Here is a 15095-nt window from a genome sequence, read left to right as displayed (position 1 = left end):
TGCGCTAGCCCGAATGCCTAGCGAGCGTCCGCGTAGTCGAGTCGGTAGCAGGCACCGAAGCCGTTGTCGTCGCGCCCGACGACGGCGCAACTGCGCAGCCGTGCGGCTTGCGGCGCACCGGTGACGAACGGCAGGTCCGCGCTGACCGGTCGTTCGAGGCCGGCAACCGGGGGCACGCATTGGCGCAGCAGGCTGCTTCTGGCCACGATCAGATCCGCCAGGCCGGGGGCGGCGCTGAGCAGCCCGGTGACCGGTTGGGCGCAGGTGGCATGGCGGGGGCGGCTGCGGGCCAGGACCGCGCTCAGCCGCCGGTCCACCGCCGGTACGCCGGTGCCGTGGCACACCAGCAGATCCACCGGCTCGCCGGGCAGCTCCAGGGCGGCCAGCTCGGCCTGCGCGGCAATCGTGCCGATCGCGACCCGGGGCCCCGCCGCCATATCCTCGCTGCGCCGCAGGAGCAGCGCCGCCGCGCCCTCGCCGGCCACACCACCCTCGCCGTCCAGGTCGAATGGCCGGAAGGCGCGCGCGCCGTTCGTGCCGATGATGCCTGCCCGCGCCAGCTCGGCGAGCGCCAGGGCATCGAGTTCGCTGCCGGCGGCCACCACCAGGGCGGCATCGATGCGCCCGCTGCGCAAGGCGGCACAGGCCTCGCGCAGGGCGGCCTGGTTGCCGGCCACCCCCTGCATGTAGGCGTTGCACTCGCCCTCCAGGTCGAACGCCAGGCTCACGACCCCCGACAGCCCGTTGCTGAGGCTCTTGAGCACCAGGAACGGATCGAGGGCGCGCGTCTCCAGCACCCGGGCGCTCAGCTGGCGCAGGTCCAGTCCGTCGTCCCCGCCTCGGCACTCCTGGAGCAATTCGGCATAGGCGTCCAGCGACGGATGGGTGTAGCCGCCCTGGCAGCAATAGAGGCCGAAGCGCAGGTGCCCCTGACGCGGGTCCACGCCGGCTTCCTGCAGGGCCTGCCGTGCCGCGGCGACGCCGAGGACGACGGCAGGCGTGCAGTAACGCTGCAGGTTGCGCGGCACATCCTGGCGGCAGGCCTGGCGGACCTCTTCGGGGATCTGGCCGAAGGCTGCCACCCGGTTGCCATGGAACAGGCTGGACTGCAGCGGCACGATGCCGCTACGCCCCGCGCACAGGCTGTTCCAGAAGTCTTCGACGCCCGCGCCGCCCGGCAGAACGCAGCCGGCACCGGCAATGGCAATCGTCTGAGTGAAAGCTCCCATCAGCGGCTCCTCCGGTACTTGCGCAGGGCCAGCGACGTATTGAGGCCGCCGAAGCCGAACGAGTTGCTCAGCGCGACCTCTACGGAGCGGTGGACCGCCTGATTGGCACAGTAGTCGAGGTCGCAGTCGCCATCCGGCTCGTGCAGGTTGACCGTCGGAGTGATCCGGTCTTCCCGGCAGGAGAGCGCGGTGACTATCACCTCCGGCGCCCCGGCCGCCGCGATCAGGTGGCCGAACTGCGACTTGTTGGCGCTGACCGCCAGCCTGCGGTAATGCTCGTCACGAGCGAACACCGTCTTGATCGCCAGGGTTTCGGCCACGTCGTTGAGCGGAGTCGAAGTGCCGTGGGCGTTGATCAGGTCGACCTGCTGCGGGTCCAGCCCCGCGTCGTCGAGGGCTGCCTGCATGGCCAGCGCCGCGCCGCGGCCCTGCGGGTCGGGCGCCGTCACCTTGTAGCCGTCCAGGCTGCTGCCGTAGCCGACCACTTCGGCGTACGGCGTGGCACCACGGGCCAGCGCGCGGTCGAGGCGCTCGAGCACGACGAATCCCCCGCCTTCGCCAGCGACCAGGCCGCTGCGATGGCGGTCGAACGGCCGGCACAGGTCGGCGCCGAAGCGCTGCTCGCTGGTGGCCGCACCCAGCAGGTAGAGCGAGCCCATGGTGTCCAGGTTGAGCACCGAGTCGGCGCCGCCAGCCAGCGCCAGCTCGACCTCGCCGCGCCGGATCATCTGGAAGGCGTTGCCGATGGCCTGTGCCGCCCCCGCGCAGGCGCTGCTGATATTGACTACCGGCCCCTCGCAACCGAAATGCCCGGCAATCACCCGCGCCAGCCGGTCGCTGGCCTGGCGCAGCGAGCCACCGGCATGCACCCGGTCGGCCCGGCGCATCAGGTAGGCCCAGTCCGCGCCAGCGCCCGGCTCCTCGGCCAGCGCCAGACGCATGTCGTCCAGCATGTGATGGGGCGCGCCGGAGGCGCTCAGCACGGCCGCCTCGCGCAGGTCGGCGGCATCCAGTCCGCTATCGGCAACCGCCTGGCTCGCCGCCACCCAGCCATAGCGGCTGCGTTTCTCCAGCGGCAGCCGCCAGGCCGGGTGCTCGTCCAGGTGGGGCGGCAACAGCGCCATGTCCACCGGGGCGGCGAAACCGACCGGGAAGCTGCCGTCGCTCACCTCGTCGGGTTGCCAGGGGCGAATGCAGTGGCTGCCGCGCAACATTTCCGACCACATGCGCTGCCAGGTGAAGCCGAAGCCGGTCACCGCCCCCAGGCCGGTGATCACTACCCGGGCGCCGTTCATACCTCAGCCCTCATCTCGGCGGTAGCCAGCAGCACGGCAGCGAAATGCCCGCCCTTGCTGCGATTCATGGCCAGCACGTAGCGCGGCCGGCACGCCTCCCCGCCTCCCGGCGAGCCCAGCGCATAGGCGATATCCGTGAGCATGCTGCTGGCGCCCAGATCGCCGGTGATGCCCTGGCTGCTCTGCCGCCGCTTCTCCGGCTGACCGAGCAGGCCGGCCAGCAACTCGTCGTGTTCGGCGATCAGCAGCATGTCGACGTCGCTCGGCGCCAGCCGCTCGGCCTTCAGCACCTTGGCCAGCACCTGCGCGGCCACCGCTTCCGCCCGCGTCTCATCGGCGACGTAGCCACGGGCCAGACCGGCGACCCGCACCGTCATCTGCCGGGCGCCCGGCGCCGGAGCGGCGGTCAACAACAAGGCGGCCGCGCCCTCGCCGCGGACAGGGCCGGAGGCCGGGTCGCCGTCACGCAGATATAACGCCGGCGTCAGGTTGGGACTGCTGCTGACCACCAGCGCCGCGTCGGCCTTGTTCTCGGCGATCTGCATCACCGCCTCGATCAGCGCATCCACGCCGGCATTGGCCTGCGAACAGTAGGCCCCCATGGGCCCGTTGCATTGCAGGGCCTCGGCGACATAGGCCATCACCGTGCTGTTCAGCAGGGTCAGGGCGTGCAGCGGCGGTGTATTGGCGAACAACTGGGGAAGCAGTCGGTCGGGCTCGCGCTGGATGGCCTCGACCGCATCCCAGCAGGGGCTGGGCGCATCCACCTCCGGAATCGCCGCGGTGAGGGCGACCCGCTCGGAGGGCAGCTCGAGGGCCCGCAACGCCGGAGCCAGACGGGCGGCGCAATGCAGGAGACGCAAGCCCTGCGCCTCCACGCTGCGCTGGATCTTGCGGTCGAACAGATCGCCCGGCAGGCGCGGCACCTTCACCGGGTGCGCCTGGTGACGCTGGTCGAACGGCAGCGGCTTGGCCTCGGGCGCGTGGCCATGCAGGTCGAGGAGCTGCTCGCCGGCCGCGTTGAGCACCGCCGCATCGGCGATATAGACAGGACGTGCCTGGTAGGCGGTCATGCTCAGGCCCTCCCCAGCACGAGGGAACTGTTGATCCCGCCGAAACCGAACGAGTTGGACAGCACCACCCCGATCGACTGGCGCACGGGCTCGGACAGGAAGCGCAATTCGGGAAACTCCGCATCCGCCGCGTCGTAGTTCAGGGTTGGCAGGAGCACGCCTTCGCGCAGGCTGATCAGCGACAGCACCGCCTCGATGGCGCCACTGCTGGCCAGGGAGTGCCCCAGAGCCGACTTGTTCGCCGTCATCGTCACGCCATCCAGCAACCGCTCGAAGACATGCTTGAGCGCATGCGCTTCGCAGCTGTCGTTGACCTGGGTCGAGGTGCCATGGGTGTTCACGTGCTGGACCGCATGGGGAAGCAAACCGGCATCCTCCAGCGCCGCCTCCATGCAGTACGCGTATTTGCTGCCGTCCCGGCTGCTCGCCGTCATCTTTTCCGCCTCGCAAAAATTGGCATAGCCCAGCACCCGACCCAGCGGCCGCGCGCCGCGGCGCTCGGCGTGTTCCCTGGATTCCAGAACCAGCAGCGCCGCGCCCTCGCTGAGCACGAAACCGCTGCGCCCGCGCATGAAGGGCCGGCTCTGGTGTCCGGGCTCGAGTTCGGACTGCTGGCACAGGGCGCCCAGGCTGCTGAACATGTAGTAGGGCAATTCGTTGGCCATCAGCTCGACGGCGCCGCAGATGGCCAGATCCAGGTCACCACGCTCGATCGCCCGGTAGGCGCTGCCGATCGCAACGGTGCCGGCGGCACAGGCATCGGAGTGGGTGGAGATGTGATCGCGGATGCCCAGGGTGTGCGCCAGATGGAAGGTCTGCTGGTCCACCCGCAGGGAAAACGGCGCCTGCCGAGCCGACTGGTGCTGCAGGTAGCGGTCGAGGTCGAGTCGCCCGTGGGAATCGAGGCAGCCCGCCAACTGTTCCAGGTCGTGGCTGGTGGCGCAGTGCTTGTTGGCACCGACGAACAATCCGCTGGCCGCATCGCGCAGCGCCGCCGGCGACAGTCCGGCATGGCGCAGCGCCTGTTGCGCGACGAAATCCGCCAGCAGCGACTGGCGTGGCAGGGAATGTGCGTCGCCGGCGAATGCCTGCTGCACATGTTGCCACTGCAAGTCGTCGATATAGCCGGCGGCCCGGTTGGGAAAACCCAGTTCGGCGAACAACGGATGTTCGCGCACACAGGACCGCTTCTCGCAAATCCGGTGGAACAGGCTCTCACCATCCAGCACGGTAGGCGCCACCAGCCCGTAACCGGTTACATAGACTTCGCGCGCCCGCATGATCCCTCCTAGGCGAATTCGGCCAGGCGGGAGGCGACGAAGGTCTTGACCAGGCGCCGGGAAATCTCATCGCCATCCGGCGGAGTGAGCCGCGCGCTGCACGCCGAACAGACGACCTGCTGGTTTTTCACCAGGGCATGACTGCCACCGCAGGCAGGACAGGCATCAGGCAGGTAATTGAAGATGTTGCGGCATTGTTGCGCCCAATTGCGCACCGTGGTCGCGGCAAACACATCCGCCGGCTTCATGCCGACGCTGAGCTGGTCCGGCGCATAGGCGCTGAGGCTGTTTTCCAGTAGCGCCTTGCCGGCCGCGGTAAGCCCGCTGTCGCCGACGAATGCCGAGAGATCGCCACAAATCGCCAGGGCATGATCCAGCACACTGATCTTCGGCAGGGTGCAGCCATACAGCCGGCCCAGCTGGAAGCTCAGATCGACGATATCCAGAGAGTCTGCTGACAAGTCCTCGACGACACTATTGTCGGCGTCGATATCCTCGACTTCCAGAACCAGTAGTTGGGCAAGAATTTCACGCGTGCTGGTCAGCACGACATCCAGTTCCAGGGGATTGTTCAAGATGCAACTCCATGTATTCCACGAGCTTGTGTGTCCGTTTCGCTTCATCCGCGAAGACAGTTCCGGATTCAGCGCGGGCACTCTAAACTCGCCCCCTAGGGTCAGAGTCAATACAGGTTCTGCATGCTTTCCGGCAAAGCGGAATAATCGAATTTCGTCCTTGCGGGGCTGCCATGAAGTCGCCGCGCGCGCTACTTCATTAATGTGAGAACAATCCGCGGAGTGCACTCAAAAAGTGCGTACTTGTCCGCTACCAACGACAAGTTCGCATTGTTTCCACAACCTCGGCAGTTCAAATCGGATAGTGCACTGCCGGCTCGCAGCATTAACTGCAAAGAACACCGCGGCCACGCGCGCATATCCCTGCATGCCGGCAACAGCCTGTGTAGAAGGGCTCGCCGGATCATCGAGAGCCGGCGCGGAGAGACGAACTCAAAAGTCCTTTTTGTAGAAAATATCCAGCGAGCTGGCCAGGCCGCTGGCCGCCTCCAGATAGAGCTTCTTGCTCAGTTCGTAGCGCAGGGCGACGACGTTGCCGGTCTCGAACATGCCCACGCCATAGCGCAGGCTGAGGCGATCGGAGAGGTAGCCGCTGGCCACCACGCTGCTGTCGCCACCGCTCTCCTCGGTGTCGAGCAGGAAGTCCTTGATGCCGAGGCGTTCGGCCAGAGCGCCGGCGACCGGGGCGCCACCGGCCAGCCCCAGGGCCAGGGCCGCCTGGCTGACCATGCTCTGCTCGCCGCTGGTGTCGGGGGCGCGGCCGAGCACCAGGTAGGACAGCGCCTGCTCCTGGCTCATCGCCGGCTCGGAAAACACCTCGCTGATCGGCGCATCGGCGCGGCCGGTCAGGCGCAGGCCGGCGACCACCTCGTCGACGGTGCGGATCGCCTCGATGTCCAGCAGCGGCTGCTCGATCGGACCGGCGAAGATCAGCCGCGCGCGGCGCAGGGTCAGGCGCTGGCCGTAGGCGCGGTAGCGACCGTTTTCCAGTTGCAGGGTGCCGCGGCTGTCGAGGTTGTCGCGGATGCGCAGGTTGCCCTTGAGGTCGGCGGTCAGGCCGAAGCCGGCAAAGCGCAGGCGCTCCTCGCCGATGAGCAGACTGAGGTTCATCTTCAGCCCCGCCATTCCGGTCTCGCGCGGTTGCTCGCCGACGATCTGCGCATCCTTCGACACCTTCACCGCCTGGGGCGGCAGCTCGCGCACCTTGATCTGGCCGCGCGGAATGGCCACCTGGCCGCCGATGCTCAACTGGCGGTCGCGCAGGCCGATTTCGAGGTCCGGATCGACCTCGACATTGGCGTAGGGTTCGACCACCACCGGCAGGCGCTGGCCGCGGATCTTCACATCCATCTGCGGCGCGGCGGACCAGTCCAGGCTGCCGGTCAGGCTGCCCTGCCCCTGCTCGCCGCTGCGCCAGCTGCCCTCCAGTTGCGCCTGCTGGCCGGCGATGGTCATGGCCAGCTGCAGCGCCTCGAAGCTCAGCGGCAGCTCGCCGCCGCCGAGCCGGCCATTGCGCAGCGCCAGGCGCCCGTCGACCACCGGGGCCAGCAGGGAGCCGGACAGTCGGCCGCTGCCGTCGATGCGGCCTTCGATGCGCTCGACCTGGGGCACGAAGGGGCGCGCCAGACCCAGATCCAGGCCGTCGATGCGGAAGCTGCCGGTCAGCGGCCGGGTGGCCGGCAGTGGGTCGATGCTGGCCTGCAGAGTCAGGCTGCCGAGCCCCGGTCCGGCCACCCGCAGCTCGCTGTCGATGCGCTTGGGCTGCAGTCGGCTGGTGAGACGCAGCGCCTGGTAGGGAATCGTCTGCCAGTCGCCCTCGGCATCGTGCGGATCGCGCAGGCGCAGCTGGCCACTGCCGGCGTCCAGGTTGATCTCGCCGCGCGGGCCGCCGGCCGGCAGATCGAGGCGCAGATCGCCATTGAGCTGGCCGACCAGAGCGAAGCCGTCGGGCAAGAGGCGAGCCAGGCGCGCCAGGTCGAAGTCGCGCAGGCGCATGCGCAGCTGCGGCTCGGGCTGCAGGCGCTGGGCATCGGCGCACAGACTGGCCCGCTCCGACGCCCAGCAGTGCGCGCCGAGGGTCACCCGCCCGGCCGCCGTGCGCTCCAGACTGACCGGCTGCTGCAGGCGCCAGTCCAGGCCGGCGACACCGACCTCGCCGCGGTTCAGGCTGCCGCGCCAGGCCCTCCCGCGCAGGCCGCCGGCCAGCGCCAGGTCCAGCTGCAGCGGCTTGCCGGCCAGCTCGAAATCGAAACTGTGATTCTCCCGGGTGCCGGCGCCGCGCAGCTCGAGCTGGCCGTAGTCGCTGTCGCCACGGCGCAGGCCGTCGGCCGTAAGGTGCAGTTCGCCGCGCTGGCGGGCGTCCAGGTTGGCATCCAGGCGCAGGGTGGCCAGCTCCTGCTCGGCATAGGCGAGGCGCTGGCCGCGCAGGACCAGGCTGCCCTGCGGCGCCTGCGCGGTACCGGCGAGCGCCAGCGTGCCCTCGAGCGCCCCGCGCAGCCCGGGCCACAGCTGGTCGAGACGCGGCAGGGCAAGGCGCAGGCCGCCACTGAGCTTCCGGTTCCATTCGCCCTGGCCGTCGACACGGTTGTCGCCCAGGCGCAGGTCCAGCTCGGGCACCTGCCAGTGGGCGCCCTCGCCGCTCAGCCGGCCCTTGAACGCCAGCGGCTGGCGGCGCAGCTCGCCGTCGAGTGCCCAGTCGGCATTCACGTTCAGTTGCCCGCCCTGCAGCTGTCCCTGGCTGGCCAGCTCGCCGCCGATGCGTCCGGGGAAAGCCGCGTGCCAGTAGGCCGGGTCGAGGTCGCTGAGCCGCAGCTGCGTCTGCCAGGCGAGCGCCCCGGCGAACTCCACCGTCAGCTCGCCTTCCGCCCGGCCCTTGCCGGCCTCCAGGCGCAGCGCGGGCAGCTCCACGCGGCCCGCGTCGCCCTGCACGGGCGTGCTCAGGCGCAGCGGCCCGGCCGGGCCGTTCAGCTGCAGGTCGACATCGCCCTCGTAGCGCTGCTCGGCGTAGCTGAACGCCGCCTGCACCTTGTTCAGTTGCATGTTCACGGCGGGCTGCGGGTAGAGCTGCTGCCAGTCGAACGCGCCGCCCTGCAGACCGAGCCGGGCGACGAGTCCCGCGCGCCAGTCCAGCGTGCCGGCCAGCTCCAGGCGTTCGCCCTTGCCGTCGACCAGGCGCAGCGGCTTGATGCGTGCCCCCGTGGTGGTCAGCGCGCCGCGCAGCTCGACGGCCACCGACCGGTCGCGCCCGGCCAGGCTCGCCTGCCCGTCCACCGCCCAGCCCTCGCGCAGCGTGCCGGATGCGCGCAGCGCGAGGCTGGCGATGCGCAGGCTGGGCGGCAGATCGGCGCGCGCCAGGAAGTCACCGACCTGCAGTTCCAGCGCCAGCGGCAGATCGCGGGCCAACGGGCTCAACCAGCCGCTCAGGCGTCCCGGCAGATAACCCTGGCTGTGCGCTTCCAGCGCCAGACGCTGGCGCAACGGGCCGTCCAGGGTCAGATCGAGCTGCCACGCCTGCCCCTCCACCGGCGGCAGGTCGAGCCGCGCGCGGGCGTGGAGCGGCCAGTCGCCGTGCGGCAGCAGGTTCAGTTCGCTGACCGCCAGGCGCATGCCGTCGCGCTGCAGCTCGACGGCGCTCAGCCGCAGACCGTGGCGGTCGAGGTCGGCGGCCAGGACGAGACCCCGCAGCTGCTCGACGTCGTTGACGACCAGGCTGCCCAACTGCAGGCGCTGAATGCGCACCGCCAGCGGCAGGCGGATCTCCGGCAGGGCGAGCGGTTCGGCGGGCTGCGGCTCGGTCGAGGGCGGCAGGTCGAGGCGCAGGCGCGCGGCGCTCACTTCGTCCAGGCACAGTGTGCCCGTGCGCAGGCAGGCCAGGCGGTTGACCACCCGCAGCTGCTCCAGCTCCACGCGGCTGGCGCCGGACTGCCAGCGCAGCCGCGCCGCGCTCCAGTTGCCGAGCAGGCGGCCACGGAAGTCCTCCACCACGAGCCCCGGCATCCGGGCGAGCAGCCAGCGACTGCCCGACTCGCTGGCCGGCAGGACGAGCAGGCCGAGCGGCGCCAGAAGCAGCAGCGCCAGCAGGCCGAGGCGCAGCCGGCGCCTCACAGTTCCGGCCCCATGGAGAAGTGGATGCGAAAGCCCGAGCCCTCGTCCTCGTCCAAGGCATGGGCCAGGTCGAGGCGGATCGGGCCGACCGGCGATACCCAGCGCACGCCGATGCCGACGCCGGTCACCAGCGGGTCGCTGAAGCCGTCGATGGCGTTGCCGTGGTCGACGAAGGTGGCCAGACGCCAGCGATCGCGCAGCGGGTACTGGTACTCGAAGCTGCCGACCACCAGATAGCGACCGCCGACCCGCTCGTCTTCGTCGTCGCGCGGCGACAGCGTCTGGTAACCGTAGCCGCGCACGCTCTGGTCGCCGCCGGTGAAGAAACGCAGCGACGGCGGGATGACCTCGAAGGCGTTGGTGGCGATGCCGCCGAGCTGGGTGCGCAACAGGAAGCGATGGCCGGCGCCGACAGTGATCAGGCCCCGGGCCTGCAGGTTGAGGTGCAGCAGGTCGGCATCCGACAGCAGGGCCTGACTGGCTCCGGTCAGGTCCGCCTGCAGACGGTAGCCGCGGTTGGGGTCGACCTTGTTGTCGCTGTGCAGGCGACTGAAACCGATGCCCGGCAACAGCAGCGTACTCTGCCCCTCGTCGTCGCCGGTCCGGTAGTTCTCCTGCTCCCAGCGCAGCGAAACGATGCGCTGCCACTCGTTCTCCGGCTGGTGCTGCCACTGGGTGCCGATGGTGAAGCGCTCGCTCTCGGTGTCCACCAGATCCTCCATCTGGTAGCCGGTGGAAAAGCGCAGGCTCTCGATCAGGGGCGGGTCGAGGGGAATCTCGTACCAGGTGCCGAGGTTCTGCCGCGGGCTGGAGAACTCGAAATCGGCACCCAGCCGATGGCCCTGCGCGCCGCGCCAGTGGCGGGTCCAGGTGCCGCGCAGGCGCGGGCCGACGTCGGTGGAGTAGCCGAGGCCGGCGGCCAGGGTGCGCGGCTTGCGCGCCTGCAGCTGGACCTGTACCGGGATGACCCGGTCCACCGCCCCTTCCGGCGTGGCGTCCACCCGCACATCGCTGAAGTAGTTGGTGGACACCAGCGCCCGGTTGAGCTCGCCGAGACGGTCGGCGTCGTAGCCCTCGCCGGCCTTGAACGGCACCAGGCGCTGCAGCATGCGGTCGTCGAACGGTGTGTCGCCGCTGAACACGATGGCGCCGAAGCGATAGCGCGCGCCGCTGCGGTAAACCAGGCGGATATCCGCGAACCCGGCCTCGGGGTCGATCGCCAGGCTCTGCTCGACGAAGGCGCCATCGAAGAAGCCGTAGCGCAGCGCCTGGTTGCGGATCAGCTTCTTGGCGTCCTCGTAGGCGCCGTGGTTGAGCACCGCGCCGGGGCGCAGCAGGGGGCTGGAGGGCTGGCGGAAGTGTTTCATCTGCGTCGCCTCGCCCTCCACGCGGATCTCCACGCTGCGCAGACGGACCGGCTCGCCCTGCTCGATATGCAGGCGCAATACGGCCTTGTTCCCCTCCTCGACCACCTCGCTGCGGATGCGCCCGTGGTAGTAGCCCAGGGCCTGCAGTGCCTGGGCCGCCGACAGCTCGGCCGCGGGCGCGAAGCGGCGCAGGGCGGCGGCATCCCGGCCGTTGAGCGCGCCGACGTGAGCCTCGACGTTTTCGCGCAAGGCTTTCTGCTTGGGGTTGAGCAGCACTTCCAGCTCTGCATCGGCCGCCGCGGCGGTGCCGACGAGCAAAGCCAACAGCAGAAGCGAGGCGGCAATGAAAATCCTCTTCATGCTCCCGATCCTAGCATGCCCGGAGCGGCTTTCCGGCGCCCCCGCAAGGCGGCGGGTCTTCGCCAGATCGCCCGGGCGGGACGGCGGATCTCCGCCGGCACTTTGTGACGCACTTCACCCTTTTCCGCTTCCCGGCGCGGATCCGCACGCCTGGCACAGCTATTGCGATGGCGCCGGCCGCCCGGACCGGGCGGAAAACCAGAAGAAAAAAGGGATCTCCCATGTTCAAGACAATGCTGGCCGCGTGCCTCTCCCTCGGACTGCTCCTGCCTGGGGCCGCCACCAATGCCGCCGACCAGGCGCCCATCCTGATCCGCTTCGCCCATGTGGTCGCCGACGACACGCCCAAGGGCCACGGCGCCCTGCTGCTCAAGAAGCTGGTCGAGGAACGGCTGGGCGGCCGGGTGCGGGTGGAAGTCCACGGCAACTCCTCCCTGTACGGCGACGCCGAGGAGCTGGCCGCCCTGCAGCGCGGCGACGTCCAGCTACTGGCGCCGTCGCTGGCCAAGTTCCAGCAGTACACGCCCAAGCTGCAGGTGTTCGACCTGCCGTTCCTGTTCGACGACCACGAGGCGGTCGCGCGCTTCCAGCAGAAGCCCACCGGCCGCGACCTGCTGATGTCGATGCACGAGCACAACATCGTCGGCCTGGCCTACTGGCACAACGGCATGAAGCAGCTGTCGGCCACCCAGCCGCTGCGCCTGCCGGGCGACGCCAAGGGCCTGGGCTTCCGCATCCAGTCGTCCCGGGTACTCGAGGCGCAGTTCGCCGCGCTGCAGGCGCAGAGCGTCAAGCTGCCGTTCGGCGAGGTCGCAGGCGCCCTTAAAAGCGGCAAGGTGCAGGGCGCCGAGAACCCCTGGTCGAACATCTACAGCCAGCAGCTGCACACCGTGCAGCCCTACATCAGCGAAACCAACCACGGCGTGCTGGACTACATGCTGGTGAGCAACGCGCGCTTCTGGTACGGCATTCCCCACGAGATCCGCAGCGAACTGGAGGCCATCATCGACGAGGTGACCCTGGCGGTGAACAGCGAGGCGGCGCGCCTCAACGAGGCCGATCGCGCGCGCGTGGCCGCCGCCGGCACCAGCCGCATCATCGCCCTGAGCGACGCCGAGCGCAGCGCCTGGCGCAACGCCATGCAGCCGGTGTGGCAGCAGTACGAGGCGGAGATCGGCCCGCTGGTGATGCGCGCCGCCAAGGCGGCCAACCGCTCCCTGTGACGCCTGATCCCCGGCGACGCCGGGGATCCTTCGCCGGCACAGCCTGCGAAGCGCCCCCCCTAGAGCCGGCTTACCGACTCGCTGAGCTTGTCGATCAGCTCCTGCACGCAGCCCAGCGCAGGGCGCTCCTCCGCCAGCACATTCTCGAAGGCTTTCTTCTTGAGTGCGGCGACGTCGAGCTTCTGCCGCAGGTAGCTCGGCACCGTGCTGATCAGGATGTCGAAGAGCCGGTCCACCGCATGCAGACGCCCCCACAGGTAGTCGTTCTCGCGGATCGAGCGGCCGAGAAAACCACCGAAGCTGGCGAAGGAACTGCCCAGCAGGACTTCCTTGCGCGCGTCGAAGGCGATGCTGCTGGCATCGTCCGGGCTGATGCGGTCCACCAGGATCTCGTCGATGGTCTCGGCCTCCTGCGACAAAGCGCTGGCGGTGGGACGCAGGATCATGTCCCAGAAGAAGTAGCCGAGATAGCCGGTGAGTATCGCGATACGGCTGTCCTGTTTCAGCTTCATGAACAGCGCCGAGGCCAGCACCGCGTCGGAATTGTCGACCATCCGCGCGAGGTCGTACTCCTGGCTCAGGCGTTCGATCAGATGCGACAGCTCGGCGCAGGCCAGCGGATCGACGCGCACCATCTCGGGCGAGTACTCCTGGCGCGCCTCGTCGCGGTGGAAGATCTCGCGGCAGGCGGTCACCGCCTGGCGGCTGAGAAAATCGGGATCGTCGCAAAAGGCCAGGTCGCTGATGCACTTGTGAATCTTGATCTTCAAAAGATCCAGGGTTTCCGACTCGGCATCCGCGACGGACCCGCCCGCCACCTCGGGGTACAGGTCGTTGATCTCGTGCAGCACGAAGTTCAGCCGCCGGCGTTTGTAGATCACCCCGAAGTCCGTGATCATCCTGGAGAAAAGCGGCAAATCCTCGTTGCGGTAGACGTTTTCGGGAATCCGATAGGTGTCGGTGATGACGCCCAGCTGCCTGGCCCAAGCCTCGATCACATCCTGCACGCGACGCGCCTCGGGAGAATCGGGGATGTACTGGCACGCCCAGCAGATGATCTGCACCACGAAGTCCAGGGCCTCGAACGCCAGCGAGCGCATCCAGGCGTCGTAGGCGATGAACAGCCCGGGGACCGGCCGGAAGCCGATCATCCGCCAGTGCTGCAGATCGTCGGTGGTGTAGCCACCCTTCAGGCGCCCCTCGGTCTGCTGCTCGAGGTGCTCGACGACCTGCGGCCGGGCGCTGAGGATCGCCTCCTTGAGCCGGCGCGCCTGCACATTGTGCCGGCTGAGCATGGCCAGCTCGTTGTACACCGGCTCCTGCCGCGGCAGGTCGGTCAGCGCCCCGCGCAGGGTGGAGAAAAAGCCGGGGACCCCGGAACCGGAGGTCGCGCGTCGGCCCTTGGGCCGCGGATCGACGTACACCAGCCGGCGATCCACCTCGCGGAACGCGCCGTGCGTCCTGATCGCCTCCACGCAGGCCATGATCGGCTTGTTGTCGAGGATGCTGCCGTCGACCAGCACCGCCTTCTCGGGATTCTCGCCGCGCTCGCGGTAGTGGCGAAAATTCTGCTCGATGAAATGCGAACGGGCCGGCCAGGGCATGTGCCGCGCGGCCAGCAGATCGTCCATCTCGCCGATCCGGGCCGGCGGAAACGCTCCCGGGTAGGAGGCCGACGCCCGCCCGGCGAAGGCCAGCGAGGGGAAGTTGTCGACGTTGAACTCGCTGAGCAGATGCCCGGTGGTACGGTGCTCGAGACCGAAGCGCAGCAGGTGCCGGTGCTCGCGTTCGTAGGCGACCGGCGGGTCGTGGATGAAGATGGGCCGTTCGAGCCCATGGAAATCCGTCACCGTCAGCAGCAGATCGAGCTTGGCGCCCTTGGGCAGCAGCGACTCCCACTTCGAGGTCGAGACGTCCATCGCGCGCAACCCGTCGAGGATCAGCCCGGCCAAGCGCGCGCCGTCCAGCGGCGGCTTGAACCAGCGCGAGCGCAGGAACACCGAGATGCGCTTGGCGATGTCGGCGTCGCCGTCGCCCGGCAGCAGTCCCTCGCGCCCCAGCCGGTTCATCAGCGGCCGCATCAGCGGCCAGAAGTACCACTTGCTCCACAGCCGCGCCCGGGCTTCCGGCGCCAGCAGGTTGAGCATGTCGGCCTGCTCCAGCCACAGGTCGGTGATCGGCTTGAGGGGGCGGTCGTGCGCCAGGGCCGCGGCCAGCGTGACCCCGTTGATCGCCCCCGCCGACGATCCGGCGATCACGTCGACGATGACCCGCAGGTCCATGTCCTTGCCCAGCGTCCGCAGGAACTCGAGGTAGACATCGCCGGTCGAGCATTCCGGCTCGTCGGCATAGCGCTGGTGAAAGCCGGCGCAGGCAGCCTCGCCCTCGCCCGCGGCGGGCGTGTGATGGAGCTTCGAGGCGCGCACCAGGTTGAGGATTTCCCGGTTGATGCCATGTTGATAGACCGCCAGCGAAACGCCGCCGAACAGCACGAGGGCCAGCCGCAGTTCTTTCTCTTTCATGCGCCAGTACCGGGTGAATCCCGCCCCTAGGAGCGAGGGGAACCTGCACTTCCCAGAAAGCTAGTCC

General features: G+C 69.1%; 9 protein-coding genes. 1 reads left to right on the top strand and 8 read right to left on the bottom strand.

The genetic code is table 11. From position 1 onward, the window contains the following. Positions 1-17 precede the first annotated feature (17 nt). From LMJ29_RS20055 to LMJ29_RS20025, 7 genes are all read right to left on the bottom strand, one after another. Positions 18-1229, bottom strand: a complete 1212-nt coding sequence (locus tag LMJ29_RS20055) for a beta-ketoacyl synthase N-terminal-like domain-containing protein (RefSeq protein ID WP_229607304.1) — start codon at positions 1227-1229, stop codon at positions 18-20. Then, positions 1229-2524, bottom strand: a complete 1296-nt coding sequence (locus LMJ29_RS20050; RefSeq protein WP_229607303.1) for a beta-ketoacyl-[acyl-carrier-protein] synthase family protein — start codon at positions 2522-2524, stop codon at positions 1229-1231. The genes LMJ29_RS20055 and LMJ29_RS20050 overlap by 1 nt, the downstream gene beginning before the upstream one ends. Then, positions 2521-3597, bottom strand: coding sequence for a beta-ketoacyl synthase (locus tag LMJ29_RS20045; protein WP_229607302.1), 1077 nt, complete (start codon positions 3595-3597; stop codon positions 2521-2523). Before LMJ29_RS20045 ends, LMJ29_RS20050 begins: the two co-directional genes overlap by 4 nt. Before the next feature lie 2 nt (positions 3598-3599). Further along, entirely contained in the window at positions 3600-4877 is a 1278-nt protein-coding gene (locus tag LMJ29_RS20040; RefSeq protein ID WP_229607301.1) for a beta-ketoacyl-[acyl-carrier-protein] synthase family protein, read from the bottom strand. Between the two features lie 8 nt (positions 4878-4885). Next, the gene (locus LMJ29_RS20035; RefSeq protein WP_229607300.1) at positions 4886-5452 is read right to left on the bottom strand and encodes an acyl carrier protein; all 567 of its coding nucleotides are present in this window, start codon (positions 5450-5452) and stop codon (positions 4886-4888) included. A gap of 432 nt (positions 5453-5884) precedes the next feature. Next, on the bottom strand, positions 5885-9556 hold the full coding sequence (locus tag LMJ29_RS20030) for a translocation/assembly module TamB domain-containing protein (protein WP_229607299.1): 3672 nt from the start codon (positions 9554-9556) through the stop codon (positions 5885-5887). Further along, entirely contained in the window at positions 9553-11283 is a 1731-nt protein-coding gene (locus tag LMJ29_RS20025; RefSeq protein ID WP_229607298.1) for an autotransporter assembly complex protein TamA, read from the bottom strand. Before LMJ29_RS20025 ends, LMJ29_RS20030 begins: the two co-directional genes overlap by 4 nt. A 221-nt stretch (positions 11284-11504) precedes the next feature. Here LMJ29_RS20025 and LMJ29_RS20020 point away from each other — a divergent pair, with 221 nt between their 5' ends. Continuing rightward, positions 11505-12506 carry a DctP family TRAP transporter solute-binding subunit gene (locus tag LMJ29_RS20020; RefSeq protein WP_229607297.1) on the top strand — a complete coding sequence of 334 codons (1002 nt, stop codon included), beginning with the start codon at positions 11505-11507 and terminating at the stop codon, positions 12504-12506. 59 nt (positions 12507-12565) lie between these two features. Here the strand turns inward: LMJ29_RS20020 and LMJ29_RS20015 are convergent, their stop codons facing one another. Next, positions 12566-15028: a patatin-like protein gene (locus LMJ29_RS20015; RefSeq protein ID WP_229607296.1), complete on the bottom strand. Its 2463-nt coding sequence runs from the start codon at positions 15026-15028 to the stop codon at positions 12566-12568. Positions 15029-15095: the final 67 nt, after the last annotated feature.

Origin of the sequence: Pseudomonas oryzagri (genome assembly GCF_020831405.1) — a bacterium.
Classification (GTDB): Bacteria; Pseudomonadota; Gammaproteobacteria; order Pseudomonadales; family Pseudomonadaceae; genus Geopseudomonas; species Geopseudomonas oryzagri.
Note: the sequence above shows the minus strand (reverse complement) of the source record. Positions and strands in the feature narration are given on the sequence as shown.

Bases quoted from the DNA above. Each gene is read 5' to 3' on its own strand.
- LMJ29_RS20050 (WP_229607303.1), bottom strand. From the start codon at position 2,524: ATGAACGGCGCCCGGGTAGTGATCACCGGCCTGGGGGCGGTGACCGGC.
- LMJ29_RS20055 (WP_229607304.1), bottom strand. From the start codon at position 1,229: ATGGGAGCTTTCACTCAGACGATTGCCATTGCCGGTGCCGGCTGCGTT.
- LMJ29_RS20015 (WP_229607296.1), bottom strand. From the start codon at position 15,028: ATGAAAGAGAAAGAACTGCGGCTGGCCCTCGTGCTGTTCGGCGGCGTT.
- LMJ29_RS20020 (WP_229607297.1), top strand. From the start codon at position 11,505: ATGTTCAAGACAATGCTGGCCGCGTGCCTCTCCCTCGGACTGCTCCTG.
- LMJ29_RS20040 (WP_229607301.1), bottom strand. From the start codon at position 4,877: ATGCGGGCGCGCGAAGTCTATGTAACCGGTTACGGGCTGGTGGCGCCT.
- LMJ29_RS20025 (WP_229607298.1), bottom strand. From the start codon at position 11,283: ATGAAGAGGATTTTCATTGCCGCCTCGCTTCTGCTGTTGGCTTTGCTC.
- LMJ29_RS20045 (WP_229607302.1), bottom strand. From the start codon at position 3,597: ATGACCGCCTACCAGGCACGTCCTGTCTATATCGCCGATGCGGCGGTG.